This is a genomic window from Rubellimicrobium mesophilum DSM 19309 (genome assembly GCF_000600335.2).
Taxonomy (GTDB): Bacteria; Pseudomonadota; Alphaproteobacteria; order Rhodobacterales; family Rhodobacteraceae; genus Rubellimicrobium; species Rubellimicrobium mesophilum.
On sequence record NZ_KK088556.1, the window covers coordinates 61649 to 74895 of the forward strand.

At 71.7% G+C, this 13247-nt stretch carries 11 protein-coding genes and 1 pseudogene; 7 read left to right on the forward strand and 5 right to left on the reverse strand.

Annotated elements, in window-relative coordinates; genetic code table 11:
- Positions 1-102 precede the first annotated feature (102 nt).
- Positions 103-3165: a valine--tRNA ligase gene (locus RUMESO_RS05190; RefSeq protein WP_037278613.1), complete on the reverse strand. Its 3063-nt coding sequence runs from the start codon at positions 3163-3165 to the stop codon at positions 103-105.
- Positions 3166-3347: 182 nt separating this feature from the next.
- Here RUMESO_RS05190 and RUMESO_RS05195 point away from each other — a divergent pair, with 182 nt between their 5' ends.
- From RUMESO_RS05195 to RUMESO_RS05205, 3 genes are all read left to right on the forward strand, one after another.
- The gene (locus tag RUMESO_RS05195) at positions 3348-4436 is read left to right on the forward strand and encodes a DUF2235 domain-containing protein (RefSeq protein WP_082483368.1); all 1089 of its coding nucleotides are present in this window, start codon (positions 3348-3350) and stop codon (positions 4434-4436) included.
- 114 nt (positions 4437-4550) lie between these two features.
- The gene (locus tag RUMESO_RS05200; protein WP_037278614.1) at positions 4551-5663 is read left to right on the forward strand and encodes a pyridoxal phosphate-dependent aminotransferase; all 1113 of its coding nucleotides are present in this window, start codon (positions 4551-4553) and stop codon (positions 5661-5663) included.
- A 36-nt stretch (positions 5664-5699) separates the two neighbouring features.
- A complete protein-coding gene (locus RUMESO_RS05205; RefSeq protein WP_245639154.1) occupies positions 5700-6143 on the forward strand; it encodes a DUF305 domain-containing protein in 444 nt (147 codons plus the stop codon).
- A gap of 67 nt (positions 6144-6210) precedes the next feature.
- On the opposite strand, the gene RUMESO_RS05210 is transcribed toward RUMESO_RS05205, so the two are convergent.
- Both RUMESO_RS05210 and RUMESO_RS05215 read right to left on the reverse strand, forming a co-directional pair.
- Complete coding sequence (locus RUMESO_RS05210) at positions 6211-7389, reverse strand: pyridoxal-phosphate-dependent aminotransferase family protein (protein ID WP_037278616.1); 1179 nt, start codon at positions 7387-7389, stop codon at positions 6211-6213.
- Positions 7390-7400: 11 nt separating this feature from the next.
- On the reverse strand, positions 7401-8012 hold the full coding sequence (locus RUMESO_RS05215; RefSeq protein WP_037278618.1) for a hypothetical protein: 612 nt from the start codon (positions 8010-8012) through the stop codon (positions 7401-7403).
- Between the two features lie 83 nt (positions 8013-8095).
- Here RUMESO_RS05215 and RUMESO_RS05220 point away from each other — a divergent pair, with 83 nt between their 5' ends.
- Genes RUMESO_RS05220 through ygfZ form a run of 3 tightly spaced genes read left to right on the forward strand, consistent with a single transcriptional unit; the run spans position 8096 to position 11279 of the window.
- Positions 8096-8755, forward strand: a complete 660-nt coding sequence (locus RUMESO_RS05220) for a fused DSP-PTPase phosphatase/NAD kinase-like protein (protein ID WP_037278620.1) — start codon at positions 8096-8098, stop codon at positions 8753-8755.
- Positions 8752-10521: an ABC transporter ATP-binding protein gene (locus tag RUMESO_RS05225; protein ID WP_037278621.1), complete on the forward strand. Its 1770-nt coding sequence runs from the start codon at positions 8752-8754 to the stop codon at positions 10519-10521. The genes RUMESO_RS05220 and RUMESO_RS05225 overlap by 4 nt, the downstream gene beginning before the upstream one ends.
- The gene (ygfZ, locus tag RUMESO_RS05230) at positions 10518-11279 is read left to right on the forward strand and encodes a CAF17-like 4Fe-4S cluster assembly/insertion protein YgfZ (RefSeq protein WP_037278623.1); all 762 of its coding nucleotides are present in this window, start codon (positions 10518-10520) and stop codon (positions 11277-11279) included. The genes RUMESO_RS05225 and ygfZ overlap by 4 nt, the downstream gene beginning before the upstream one ends.
- Before the next feature lie 145 nt (positions 11280-11424).
- Here ygfZ and RUMESO_RS28365 read toward each other — a convergent pair.
- Positions 11425-12012: pseudogene (locus tag RUMESO_RS28365) on the reverse strand (inositol monophosphatase family protein); the annotation flags it as partial.
- An 82-nt stretch (positions 12013-12094) separates the two neighbouring features.
- Complete coding sequence (efp, locus tag RUMESO_RS05240; protein ID WP_037278627.1) at positions 12095-12658, reverse strand: elongation factor P; 564 nt, start codon at positions 12656-12658, stop codon at positions 12095-12097.
- 234 nt (positions 12659-12892) lie between these two features.
- Here efp and RUMESO_RS05245 point away from each other — a divergent pair, with 234 nt between their 5' ends.
- On the forward strand, positions 12893-13219 hold the full coding sequence (locus tag RUMESO_RS05245; RefSeq protein WP_037278629.1) for a DUF6280 family protein: 327 nt from the start codon (positions 12893-12895) through the stop codon (positions 13217-13219).
- Positions 13220-13247: the final 28 nt, after the last annotated feature.

The following is a 13247-nucleotide window of genomic DNA, read 5'->3' on the forward strand; positions in this document are numbered from 1 at the left end:
GTGAAACTCCCGACATGGAGAAAAGTGCCGGACGCTCCGCGCCGGGGGCACCTCGTCGGCCAATTTCCGCGAGGCGGGGGGAGGTCGCGCCCCTCCCCCGCCTCAGACGAGCTCGGAGAGCCGCGCGAGGGCGGCGCGGAGCTGGGCTTCCTCGGCCTCGCGCAGGGCGAGGTTCTCGCGCGCCTCCTCGACCACCTCCTCGGCCGCCGACTCGACGAAGCGGGGGTTCGCGAGTCGGCCCCGCAGGGCGGCGGCCTCCTTGGCGGCCTTGTCGGCGCCCTTGGTCATGCGGGCGATCTCGGCCCGGATGTCGATCAGGCCCTCCAGCGGGAGGGCGAAGGTGGCGCCGGGGGTGGCGACGGTGAGGGAGCCGCGCGGGGCCGCGCCTTCGGTCGGCGCCTCGATGCGGGCGAGGCGCTGGATCAGGGCGGCGTTGCGGGCGAGGGCCTGGCGCGCGGCGGGGTCGGCCTCGGTCATCACCATGGGGACGGTGAGGCCGGCGGGGACGTTGAGCTGCGCGCGGGCGGAGCGCACGCCCTCGATGAGGGAGATGGCCCAGCGCATCTCGGATTCGGCGCCCGGGTCCACGAGGTCCTGGGCGCGGTAGAGCGGCCAGTCGGCGTGGGCGAGGAGGGTCGGCCGCTGCGCGGTGGACTGCCAGAGGTCCTCGGTGATGAAGGGCATGAAGGGGTGCATGAGGATCAGGCACTGGTCGAGGACCCACGCCATGACGGCTTGCGTCTCGGCCTTGAGGGCGGCGTCCTCGCCCTGCAGGAGGGGCTTGGAGAACTCCACGTACCAGTCGCAGACCACGCCCCAGACGAAGGCGTGGAGCGCGTTGGCGGCGCCGTCGAAGCGGTAGCTGTCGAGCGCGGCGTCCACCTCCTCGCGCACGCGGGCGGTCTCGCCGATGATCCAGCGGTTCACGGGGGCGGTGGCCTGGGGGACGCCGGGCGCGCGGGGGGCCTGGAAGACGCCGTTCATCTCCGCGAAGCGGTGGGCGTTCCAGAGCTTGGTGCCGAAGTTGCGGTAGCCCGCGATCCGCTGGGTGGAGAGGCGCAGGTCGCGGCCCATGGCGGCCATCGCGGCGAGGGTGAAGCGGACGGCGTCGGCGCCGAACTCGTCGATGAGGTCGAGGGGGTCGAGGACGTTGCCCAGCGACTTGGACATCTTCTTGCCCTTCTCGTCCCGCACAAGGGCGTGGACGTAGACGGTGCGGAAGGGCACCTCGCCGACGAGGGCGAGGTCCATCATCATCATCCGGGCGACCCAGAAGAAGATGATGTCGAAGCCGGTCACGAGGACGCTCGTGGGGTAATACTTGCGGAACTCCTCGGTCTCGTTGGGCCAGCCGAGGGTGCCGAGCGGCCAGAGGCCGGAGGAGAACCAGGTGTCGAGCACGTCGGGGTCGCGCCAGACGGGATAGACGAGCTTCGTCGGGTCCTGGGTCAGGTTGTAGTCGGCGAGGCCCTGCGCGAAGGCCTCCTCCGCCGCGCGGGCGTCCGTGACCTCGACGACGCGGGCGTGGTCGAGGGGATGAGGGAGCTCGGCGAGGGAGTCGGCGAAGCGGGTGGAGACGGCGGCGAAGTCCACGGCGCATTCGCGGCGGGGCTCGGCGCCCACGAAGTCGTCCTGGAGGAGGAGGTCGCCCAGCTCGATCTCGTTCAAGGCATCGTCGCCGGTCTCGTCGCGGAAGGCGCCGCGATGGAGGTCGAAGCCGTACCAGACGGGGATCTGGTGGCCCCACCAGAGCTGGCGCGAGATGCACCAGGGCTCGATGTTCTCGAGCCAGTGGAAATAGGTCTTGGCGTCCCGCTCGGGGAGGATCTGGGTCGCGCCGGTGCGGACGGCCTCGATGGCGGGGCCGACGATCTTCGCCGTATCGACGAACCACTGGTCGGTCAGCATGGGCTCGATGACCACGTTGGAGCGGTCGCCGAAGGGCTGCATGATGGTCTTGGATTCGACGAAGGGCACGGGGCCGTCGGCGCTGGGGGCCATGACGGCGAGGCCCTCGGACTCGATCTGGCTGACCACGAGGCGGCGGGCCTCAAGGCGGTCGAGGCCGCGCATGTCGTCGGGGACGAGGTTGATCTGAAATAGTTCCTCATCTTTAGGAACCACCCGCAGCCGAGCCAGCCCACTCGCGATGCGAGCAGACTGCTCATAGGAAAGGCCGTCGGAGCGCATCCGGGCCTTGGTGTCCATCAGCGTGTAGAGCGGGATGCCGTTCCGCTGCGCGACGGCGTAGTCGTTGAAGTCGTGCGCGCCGGTGATCTTGACCGCGCCCGAGCCGAAGTTGGGGTCGGGATATTCGTCGGTGATGATCGGGATCAGGCGGCGGTGCGCCTTGGGGCCGACCGGAATCTCGCAGAGCTGGCCGACGATGGGGGCGTAGCGGGCATCGGAGGGATGGACCGCGACGGCGCCGTCGCCGAGCATCGTCTCGGGGCGGGTGGTGGCGATGGAGATGTAGTCGCGGACCTCCTCGAAGGTCACGTTCCCGTCAGCGTCGCGCTCGGTGTAGGTGTAGGTCTCCCCGCCCGCGAGGGGATATTTGAAGTGCCACATGTGGCCGTGGACCTCGCGGTTCTCGACCTCGAGGTCGGAGATCGCGGTCTCGAAGTGCGGGTCCCAGTTCACGAGGCGCTTGCCCCGGTAGATCAGGCCCTCCTCGTAGAACCGCACGAAGACCTCCAGCACGGCGCGCTGGAAGTGCGGGTCCATGGTGAAGGCGTTGCGCGACCAGTCGCAGGAGGCGCCGAGGCGCTTGAGCTGCTCGATGATCGTGCCGCCGGACTTCTCCTTCCACTCCCAGACCTTCTGGAGGAAGCGCGCGCGGCCCAGCTCGCGCCGGCCCTCGTTGCCCTGTCGCGCGAGCTCCCGCTCCACGACCATCTGCGTGGCGATGCCTGCGTGGTCCTGGCCGGGCTGCCAGAGGACGTCGTCGCCGCGCATCCGGTGCCAGCGGGCGAGCACGTCCTGGAGCGTGTTGTTGAAGGCGTGCCCCATGTGGAGCGAGCCGGTCACGTTCGGCGGCGGGATCACGATGGAGAAGGGCTGCGCGCCCGGGCGCGCGTTGGCGCCGGCGCGGAAGGCGCCCGCCTCCTCCCAGAGGCGCGCGATGCGGGCCTCGGCCTCGGCGGGTTGGAAGGTCTTGTCCATGGGCGTCCCCTTCTCCGTTCGGGGGCCGGGGATAACGGAGCCGGGGCGCGGGGGAAAGGGCACGAAGCGGTCCGGACGCGACGCCGATGACGAAAGCGGGAACCAATCGTTCAGGATTCGCTGTTACCATCGGGACAGGGCCCCCGGAGGAGAATCAGGCAAGGTGGGGCCCGGAGGCCCCTATGGAGCGGAAGGAGGCCAGTTCGGGACTGGACGCGGAGGCGACGGTCGATCGCCTCCTGGGACTGTTCGACCGCCGGCCCCGCATCAAGGAGCGGCGGGCGCGGCATCGGGGGCCCGCGACCCATGTCATCATCCTCGACGGGACCATGTCGTCGCTGGCGCCGGGGCACGAGTCGAACGCCGGGCTGACCTACAAGCTCATGCGCGAGATGGGGATGCGGGCGAACCTCACGCTCTACTACGAGGCGGGGGTCCAGTGGCGCGACTGGAACGGCACGCTGACCGTGATGATGGGCAAGGGGATCAGCCGGCAGATCGAGCGGACCTACGGCTGGCTCGCCTCGCGCTACCGCGAAGGGGACGAGATCATCCTGATCGGCTATTCGCGCGGGGCCTATGCCTGCCGCAGCCTCGCGGGGGTCATCGACCAGGTGGGGCTGCTGCGGCCCGACGCGGCGACGGCGCGCAACGTGCGGACGGCCTACCGGCACTACCGGCTGGGCGCGCGGAGCCAGACGGTCGCGGCGTTCCGGCGGCTCCATTGCCACGAGCGGGTGGAGATCGCGGCGCTGGGCTGCTGGGACACGGTCAAGGCGCTGGGGATGCGGCTGCCGGTGCTCTGGCGCTGGGCCGAGGCGGCGACGGCCTTCCACAACCACGACGTCGGGCCGCATATCCGGCGGGCCTTCCATGCGCTGGCGCTCCACGAGACGCGGGAGGCCTTCGCGCCGATCCTCTGGACGACGCCCGAGGGGCGGCCGGGGGTGGTGGAGCAGGTCTGGTTCCCGGGGACCCACGCGGACGTGGGCGGGCAGGTGCTGGGGCGGAGCGCGTCGCGGCCGCTGTCGAACATCCCGCTCGTCTGGCTGCTGGGGCGGCTGGAGGCCGAGGGGCTGCCCTTGCCGGAGGGATGGCGGGAGCGGTTCCCCTGCGATCCGGCGGCGCCGTCGATCAGCTCGTGGAGCGGGTGGGGGAAGATCTTCCTGTCGCGGCGGCGGCGGATCGTGGGGCGGGACGCATCCGAGCGAATCCATGCGACGGCCGAGCCGCATCGGGAGCGGCGGTGGCGGCACGTGCCGGCGGAGTAGGGTGAGAGACGAGGCCTAGGGTGCTCTTCAGCGCACCATCCCGCCCCGGGAAAGCGGTGCGCTGAAGCGCACCCTACGCTTGCCGAAGATCGCGGCGCCCGCCACTCTGGTGCCATGACCGATCCGCGCCTCACCCCGCTTGCCGCCTCGCTGCCCGCCACCGTCCCGTTCACGGGGCCAGAGGCGCTGGAGCGGCGGACGGGGGTCCGATTCCGGGCGCGGCTCGGGGCGAACGAGAGCGCGTTCGGGCCGTCGCCGCGCGCGGTGGAGGCGATGGCGCGGGCGGCTCGGGACGCCTGGATGTACGGGGACCCTGAGGTCCATGAACTGCGCGAGGCCATCGCGGCGCTTCATGGGGTGGATCCGGGGCAGGTGATCGTCGGCGAGGGGATCGACGGGCTGCTGGGGCTGCTGGTGCGGCTCACGGTCGGGGCCGGGGTGCCGGTGGTGACCTCGCTCGGGGCCTATCCGACGTTCAACTTCCATGTGACGGGCTTCGGGGGACGGCTGCTCACCATGCCCTACAAGGGGGATGCGTCGGACCCGGAGGCGCTGCTTTCGCTGGCGCGGGAGAGCAGGGCGCGGCTGATCTACCTGTCCAATCCCGACAACCCGATGGGGTCGATGCACGGGCCGGAGGCGATCCGGCGCATGGTCGAGGGGGCGCCGGAGGGAGCGTTGCTGGTGCTGGACGAGGCCTATGCGGAGCTGGCGCCGGAGGGGTCCTTGCCGGAGATCGACCCGGAGGACGCGCGGGTGATCCGGTTCCGGACCTTCTCCAAGGCGCATGGGCTCGCAGGGCTGCGGGTGGGGTATGGGATCGGGCCGAGGGCGCTGGTGGCGGCGTTCGACCGGGTGCGGAACCACTTCGGGCTCGGGCGGGTGGCGCAGGCGGGGGCCTTGGCGGCGGTGCTCGACCGGGAGTGGCCGGCGGAGGTCGCGCGGCTCGTGGCCGAGGGGCGGGAGGAGATCGGGCGGATCGCAAGGGCGGCGGCGCTGAGGCCCCTGCCCTCCTCGGCCAACTTCGTGGCGGTGGACTGCGGGCGGGACGGGGCCTTCGCGCGGGCGGTGCTGGAGGGGCTCGGGCGGCGCGGGGTCTTCGTGCGGATGCCGGGGGTGGCGCCGCTCGACCGCTGCATCCGGGTGACGGTGGGGCGGCCCGAGGCGCTGGCGGTGTTCGGGGCGGCGCTGCCGGAGGCGCTGGAGGAGGCGCGCGGGCGGACCTAGGTTGAGGGCATCACCGACCGGACGGAGGACCCCGCGATGCGACCGAAGATGTTCCTGATCCTTGCCCTGACGCTCGCGTCGGGCGCGGCCCTGGCCCAGACGGCCGAGACCCAGTCCACCGAGGACGCGGCGGCGGCAGGCGCGGAGCAGATGATGTCGGGCGAGGGCCACGACATGGCCGGGATGGACCACTCCGAGATGGCGATGCCGGACGACGCCATGTCGGGGTTCATGGGCCCGATGAACGACATGGCCGCGACGATGCCGATGGAGAGCTCGGGCGACGTGGACGCGGACTTCCTGCTGATGATGATCCCGCACCACCAGTCGGCCATCGCGATGGCGCGGGTGGAACTGGAGCGGGGCGACGACCAGGAGACCCGCGCGATGGCGCAGAAGGTGATCGACGCGCAGGAGGCGGAGATCGCCGAGATGCGGGCGATGCTGGAGCGGATGGGGGTCGAGGCGCCGGCGGAGTGACGCAGGGCGGGTCTTGGCCCGCCGCTCGCGACGGATGCCGTGGGGAGATGGCGAGCTGAAGCCCGCCCTACGCCGAAGCCACGACCTTCGCGGCGGCCTCCAGGGCGCCTTTTCCATGCGGGATGCCGAGCGCGGCGAGGCCGGCCTCGATGGTGCCGAGGACGCCCAGGACCATATGGGCGTTGACGTGGCCCATGTGGCCGATGCGGAAGAAGGCGTCGGCGGGCTCGCGCCCGAGGCCGACGCCGAGGGTGACGCCGGCGTTCTGCTTGGTCCAGGACCGGAGGGCGTCGGCCTGGCCCGGGCCGAGGCCCAGCGCGGTGACGGCGTGGGAGCGGTGGGCGGGGTTCCCGACCGAGAGGCGGAGGGGGCCGCCCTGGCCCCAGGCCTCGCAGGCGGTCCAGACGGCGCGGGCGAGGGTCTCGTGGCGGGCCCAGACGTTGTCGAGGCCCTCCTCCTCGATCATGTCGAGCGCCTCGCGCAGGCCGTAGAGGCCCTGGACCGGGGCGGTGCCGTACCAGTAGAGCCAGAAGGAGTCGGGGTTCGCGCGGGTGGTCCAGTCCCAGTAGGGGGTGACGCAGTCGGCGCGGGTGCGCGCCTCGGCGGCGCGGTCGTTGAACCAGACGAAGCACATCCCCGGCGGGCACATCAGGCCCTTCTGCGAGGCGGCGAGCATCACGTCGACGCCGAGCGCGTCCATCTCGAAGCGGTCGCAGCCCAGCGAGGCCACGCAGTCGGCGACGAGGAGCGCGGGGTGGCCGGTGGCGTCGAGCGCGGCGCGGATCGCGGCGATGTCGCTGCGGGCGGAGGTGGCGGTGTCGACGTGGACGGCGAGGACGGCGCGGATGCGGTGATCCTTGTCGGCGCGAAGGGCCTGCTCGACGCGGGCGGGGTCGATGGGGGCGCCGGGGTCCGTGTCGATGGTCTCGACCTCGGCGTGGAGGCCCTGGGCGACGGCGGCCCAGCCGCGGCCGAAGTTGCCGGTGGAGGGGACGAGGACGCGGTCGCCGCGCGAGAGGATGTTGGAGAGCGCGGCCTCCCAGGCGGCGTGGCCGTTGCCGATGTAGATGGCGACGTGGTGGTCGGTGCGGGCGACGGCGCGGAGGCTGGGGATCAGGGACTCGGTGAGGTCCAGGAGCTCGCCCTCGTAGATGTCGGGCGAGGCCCGGTGCATGGCGCGGAGCACCCGGTCGGGGGTGACCGAGGGGCCGGGGATGGCGAGATAGGGGCGGCCGTGGGCGAGCATGGGGTCTCCGGTCAGCGGGCGCCGCGAAGGGCGGCGTCGAGGCGTTCGGTGAGGGCGGCGACCTCCTCCCCGGCGTCCTCGGGCATGGCGCCCCGGACGGCGTTGAGGTCGCTGACGTAGCCGTTGATCTGCTCGCGCACGCAGGCGAGGCGGGCGTCGGGGATCACGCCGGCGGCGCGGACCTGCTCCTCGGTCGCGGGGACCTTGGGCGGGTAGCGGTGGAGGTCCGCGACGAGGGTGCCGGCGGAATGGGTGAGCCCGCGCGAGAACCAGGCGCGGTAGCGGGGCGCGACGGCGAGGCCGAGCGGCTCGGGGCCGAGGCCGGCCTTGTGGAGGCGCTCCAGCATGACCCAGTTCTCGGCCGCGCGGCGGGCGATGGGCTTGGCGAAGGCGCGCGCCCAGGCGGCGTCGGGGTCGCCCGGGTCCCCTGCCCTGTCGCGACGGGGCGCCACATGGGCGATGGAGTGGACGTGCCCCCCGACGCTGTGGAGGAGCTTGAGCTGGAGCGCGGGGGCATAGGCGGCCCACATCCCCATGTAGGCCCAATGCGGGCGCCAGCCCGTCGCGAGCATGAAGGGCGCGAGGGTGACGGGAGGCAGGACCGTGATCCGGGGCTCGGGCATCGGGCGATCCATGCACGGGGCGCGCGGGGGCCGCAAGGCGGCGGCGCTTGTGCCGTGGGGTCGCCCGGCTTAGATGCGCGGGGATGCCAGGGGACCGAGACGCCGTGAAGCTCTTCTCACGACCGCGCCGCGAGGCGTCGGGCCGGGACTTCGGCCGGCGGTGGCGCGCGGTGCTGCATTACCAGTTCGTGGACCATGCGATCCTGCGGCACGGCTGGACCAACATGGACGAGGTCGCGCCGGGGGTCTGGCGGTCGAACCAGCCCACGCATGGGCGGCTCAGGGCGCTGAAGGCGCGGGGGATCCGAACGATCGTCAACCTGCGGGGCGAGGGCGAGTCGAGCTTCCACCGCTTCGAGCGGGAAAGCTGCGCGGCGCTGGGGCTGACCCTTGTCAGCGTCGCGCTGCGGTCGCGCCGGGCGCCCGAGCGGGCGGAGGTGCTGAAGCTGTTCGAGGCGTTCCGCACGGCCGAGAGGCCCTTCCTGATCCACTGCAAGTCGGGCGCGGACCGGTCGGGCTTCGCGGCGGCGCTGTATTTGATCGCGCATCGGGGGGAGACGGTGGCGGAGGCCAGGCGGCACCTGTCCTGGCGCTACCTGCACATGAGGCGCGGCCGGGCGGGGGTGCTGGGGCACATCCTCGACCTCTACGCGGCGCGGCTGCGGGGGGGACCCATCGGGATCGAGGAGTGGTTCAGGACGGACTACGATGCCGAGGCGGCGCAGGCGGGGTTCCGGGCATGACCGAGCATTCGTCCCGCGCGCTGTTCCTGTGGCTCTGGCGCGGCTACCTGCGGGCGCATCTCGGGTGGCTGGCGCTCGCGATCCTGTTCATGGCGGTGGAGGGCGGGTCGTTCGGGCTCTTCGCGAGCCGGATGGAGCCGATGTTCGATGACGTGTTCATCGAGGGACGGCCCGGCGCGATCTGGACGGTGGGGCTCTCCATCGCGGGCATCTTCGTGCTGCGGGCGCTGTCCTCGACCACCTACAAGGTCCTGCTCACGCGGGTGAACGAGCTGACGGCGGCCTCGCTCCAGCGGGACCTGATGGCGCACCTGATGACGCTGGACGCGCCCTTTCACCAGAGCCACCCGCCGGGCGTGCTGATCGAGCGGGTGCAAGGCGACGTGCAGGCGATCAAGACCGCCTGGACGGGGCTGGTCACGGGCCTCGGACGGGACGCCATTGCGCTGGCGTCGCTGCTGGCGGTCGCGCTCGGGGTGGACTGGCGCTGGACGCTGGTGGCGATGGTGGGGGTGCCGCTGCTGATCCTGCCCTCGACGCTGGTGCAGAAGGTCGTGCGGCGGCGCGCGGGCCGGGCGCGGGAGATCGCGGCGCGGATGTCCACGCGGCTCGACGAGGTGTTCCACGGGCTGAACCCGGTGAAGCTCAATGGGCTGGAGGGGTATCAGGCGCGGCGCTACGACGACCTCCTGGCGCAGAGGGTCCGGGCCGAGGTCCGGGGCGCGGCGGGGCGGGCGGCGATCCCGGCGCTGGTGGACATCATGTCGGGGCTCGGGTTCATCGGCGTGCTGGTCTTCGGCGGCTCGCAGATCATCGCGGGCGAGAAGACGGTGGGCGAGTTCATGGCCTTCTTCACCGCGATGTCGCTGGCCTTCGAGCCCCTGCGGCGCCTCGCGGGCATGTCGGGGATGTGGAGCCAGGCGGCGGCCAGCGTGGAGCGGCTGCGCGCGATCCTGGCGGAGCGGCCGGCGCTGGTCTCGCCCGCGCGGCCCGTGGCACCGCCGCTGGGGGCGCCCAGGGTCGAGCTGCGGGACGTGCACCTGGCCTATGGGGGGCAGCCGGTGCTGCGGGGGCTGAGCTTCGTGGCGGAGGCGGGACGGACGACGGCGCTGGTCGGCGCCTCGGGCGCGGGGAAGAGCACGGTGTTCAACCTGCTCACGCGGCTGGTCGATCCGGGGGCGGGCGAGGTGCTCGTGGGTGGGGTGCGGGTCCGGGACATGGATCTGCGCGAGTTGCGGGGGATGTTCAGCGTGGTGTCGCAGGACGCGGCGCTGTTCGACGAGACGATCCGGGAGAACGTGCTGCTCGGGCGCACCGACGTTCCCGAGGAGCGGCTGGCGGGGGTGCTGGAGGCCGCGCATGTGGCGGACTTCCTTCCGGGGCTGCCGCAAGGGATCGACAGCCCGGCGGGGCCGAGGGGCTCGGCGCTGTCGGGCGGGCAGCGGCAGCGCGTGGCCATCGCGCGGGCGCTGCTGCGGGACACGCCGGTGCTGCTGCTGGACGAGGCGACCTCGGCGCTCGACACGCGGTCGGAGGCCATCGTGCAGGAGGCGCTGGACCGGCTTTCGGCCGGGCGGACGACGCTGGTGATCGCGCATCGGCTGAGCACCGTGCGGGCGGCGGACCGAATCGTGGTGATGGACCGGGGGCGCGTGGTGGACCAGGGGACGCACGAGGAGCTGCTGGCGCGCGGCGGGCTTTATGCGGAACTGCACCGGCTGCAGTTCCGCGACGTGCCAGAAGCGGTGGAAAGGGCGGCGGAATGAGCGGGCGGACGGTGATCGCGATCGAGGGATCGGACCGGGAGGGGTTCCTGCAGGGACTCGTGTCGAACGACCTGCGGGGGCTGAAGGAGGGGCTCGTGTATGCGGCGCTGCTGACGCCGCAGGGGAAATACCTCGCGGACTTCTTCCTCGTCCCGGACGGGGAGCGCATCCTGCTTGACGTGGACGAGAGGCTCGCCCTGGGGCTGGTGCAGCGGCTGTCGATGTACAAGCTGCGGGCGGACGTGCGGCTGGCGCCGACGGACCTGAAGGTGCGGCGCGGGACGGGGGAGGCGCCGGAGGGGGCCCTCTCCGATCCGCGCGATCCGGCGCTGGGCTGGCGGCTCTACGGGCCGGAGGGCGGGGACGACGGGACGGACTGGGACCGCCTCCGGGTGGAGCACGTCATCCCGGAGACGGGGATCGAGCTCACGCCCGAGACCTACATCCTGGAGGCCGGGTTCGAGCGGCTGCATGGGGTGGATTTTCGGAAAGGGTGCTACGTCGGGCAGGAGGTGACGGCCCGGATGAAGCACAAGACGGAGCTTCGGAAGGGACTCGCGCAGGTCCGCGTCGAGGGCGCGGCGCCGGTTGGGACGCCGATCCTGACCGGGGACGGGCGCGAGGCTGGGACGCTCTATACCCAGGCCGAGGGGCTGGGGATCGCGCATCTGCGGTTCGACCGGACCGAGGGGCCGATGGTCGCGGGGGAGGCGCAGGTCCGGGTCTCAGGCCAGGAAGGCGAAGCGTTCGGCGAGTGAATCCCAGGCGGCCTGCGAGCCGGCGGAGAGGAGGACGCCCTCGGCGCGGGCCGCCGTGTAGGGCTGGCCGCCGAGGAAGCGGGCGACACCCGCCGGCGGATTGGACCGCGAGGACTCCGGCGGCGTGGTCCCAGGGGTGCGGGACAGGGCCGGAGAGGCAGAACTCGGCGTTACCCTGCGCGACCATGCGGTATTCGTGGGCGGCGCAGCGCAGAGAGGTGATGCGCTGGAAGTCCGGGAACTCCTCCACGATCCGCTCGCGCGCGGCGCGAGGGAAGAGGCCCAGGGGCATGTAGCCGTTGAACCGCTCGGGCCGGGTCTCGGCGGAGGCGGAGAGCGGGCGGGTCGTGCCTTGGGCCGTGACGAAGCGGGCACCCTCGCCGGGGGCGGCCTCGATCCAGTCGTCCATGACGGGATCGTGGAGCAGGCCCCAGACGGGTTCGCCCCGGCGCAGGACGGCGAGGAGGACGCCGAAGACCGAAAGGCCCTTGGCGAAGTTCCAGGTGCCGTCCACGGGGTCGATGATGACGCAGAGGTCGGCGGTGCCCATGGCCTCGCGGGCCGAGGGGTCGGCGGCCACGGCCTCCTCGCCCGAGACGGTGGCCTCGGGCCAGGCGGCGCGGACGGCGGCGGTGATCTGGGCCTCGGCCTCGGTGTCGGCCAGGGTCACGAGGTCGGCGGGGCCGGACTTGGTGGAGATGTCCGAGGCCTCGAGCGCCCGGAAGCGCGGCATGATCCTCTCGCGCGCGGCCTGACGGACCGTGGCGAGCAGGAGGTCGCGCTGCGCTGGCGTGATCGGGGCGGGCGTGACGGGCTCAGGCACGCTCGGAGTATTCCATCGTCTCGGTGTTGACGATGACCCGCTCGCCCTCGCCGATGAAGGGCGGGACCAGGATGCGCAACCCGTTGTCGAGCATCGCCGGCTTGAAGCTGTTGGCGGCGGTCTGGCCGCGCTGCACGGGGTCGGTCGAGGCGATGATGCAGGTGACCTTGGGCGGCAGTGCGACGTTCAGCGCCTCCTCGCCCACGTATTCGATGCGGACGGTCATGCCGTCCTGCAGGAAGGGCCGACGTTCGCCCAGGAGGTCGGAGGGCAGCTCGATCTGCTCGAAGCTCTCGCTGTCCATGAAGGTCAGCATCCCGTCGGTCTCGTAGAGGAACTGCTGGTCCTTCTTCTCCAACTCCACGGTCTCGACCTTGTCGGCGGAACGGAAGCGCTCGTTGAGCTTGCGGCCGTCGCGGAGGTTCTTGAGCTCCACCTGCGCGAAGGCGCCGCCCTTGCCGGGCTTGACGTGATCGACCTTCACGGCCGCCCAGAGCCCGCCGTCGTGGTCCAGGATCAGGCCGGGCTTGATCTCGTTGCCGTTGATCTTGGGCATGGCGGTCCTTCGATGACAAGAACGTGATCGCGGTTGACCCGCGCGGCGGGCTGGCCATATCGCCCGAGTGTCGGCTTGGCAAGATTGTCAGGCCGGCGCAATCGCATTCCAAAGCCATGCAGGATACGCATGGCTGCCATGCTGAAAGAGAGACTCTCTTTCGAGTCCGGACAGCTATTAGTGCCCGGGGCGCAGGAAACTACAAGATCAAAAATAACATAAGAAGGACGGAAGATGAAAGAAGCCATCGACAGCACCGCCTACAACAACGAGCAGGGCAATCGTGCGCGGAAGCTGTTCGCGGCCGTCGTTCTCGCTGCGCTGGACGATGCCATCGCCGACGACAAGAAGTTCGGCAACGGCCCCGACCAGATCGCCCGCTGGGCGCGGTCGAAGGACGGGCGCGAAGTGCTGACCTGCGCCGGCATCGACCCGAACGAGCGGGTCGTCCAGGGCCTCATGGATTTCGTGGGCAAGGGTGTCCGCACCTCCGTCGCCCTCTCCCGCGAGGAGAGCGAGCGCCGCCACGCCGCCGAGGAAGAGGCCGCGCGCGCGGCCTGACCCGGCTTTCGGACTGTTTCCACATCTT

Excerpts from the sequence above, each read along its gene's own strand:
- RUMESO_RS05200 (WP_037278614.1), top strand. The coding sequence starts at position 4,551 with ATGACCGATCCGCGCCTCACCCCGCTTGCCGCCTCGCTGCCCGCCACC.
- efp (WP_037278627.1), bottom strand. The coding sequence starts at position 12,658 with ATGCCCAAGATCAACGGCAACGAGATCAAGCCCGGCCTGATCCTGGAC.
- RUMESO_RS05190 (WP_037278613.1), bottom strand. The coding sequence starts at position 3,165 with ATGGACAAGACCTTCCAACCCGCCGAGGCCGAGGCCCGCATCGCGCGC.
- RUMESO_RS05210 (WP_037278616.1), bottom strand. The coding sequence starts at position 7,389 with ATGCTCGCCCACGGCCGCCCCTATCTCGCCATCCCCGGCCCCTCGGTC.
- RUMESO_RS05195 (WP_082483368.1), top strand. The coding sequence starts at position 3,348 with ATGGAGCGGAAGGAGGCCAGTTCGGGACTGGACGCGGAGGCGACGGTC.
- ygfZ (WP_037278623.1), top strand. The coding sequence starts at position 10,518 with ATGAGCGGGCGGACGGTGATCGCGATCGAGGGATCGGACCGGGAGGGG.
- RUMESO_RS05215 (WP_037278618.1), bottom strand. The coding sequence starts at position 8,012 with ATGCCCGAGCCCCGGATCACGGTCCTGCCTCCCGTCACCCTCGCGCCC.
- RUMESO_RS05245 (WP_037278629.1), top strand. The coding sequence starts at position 12,893 with ATGAAAGAAGCCATCGACAGCACCGCCTACAACAACGAGCAGGGCAAT.
- RUMESO_RS05225 (WP_037278621.1), top strand. The coding sequence starts at position 8,752 with ATGACCGAGCATTCGTCCCGCGCGCTGTTCCTGTGGCTCTGGCGCGGC.
- RUMESO_RS05220 (WP_037278620.1), top strand. The coding sequence starts at position 8,096 with ATGCCAGGGGACCGAGACGCCGTGAAGCTCTTCTCACGACCGCGCCGC.
- RUMESO_RS05205 (WP_245639154.1), top strand. The coding sequence starts at position 5,700 with ATGCGACCGAAGATGTTCCTGATCCTTGCCCTGACGCTCGCGTCGGGC.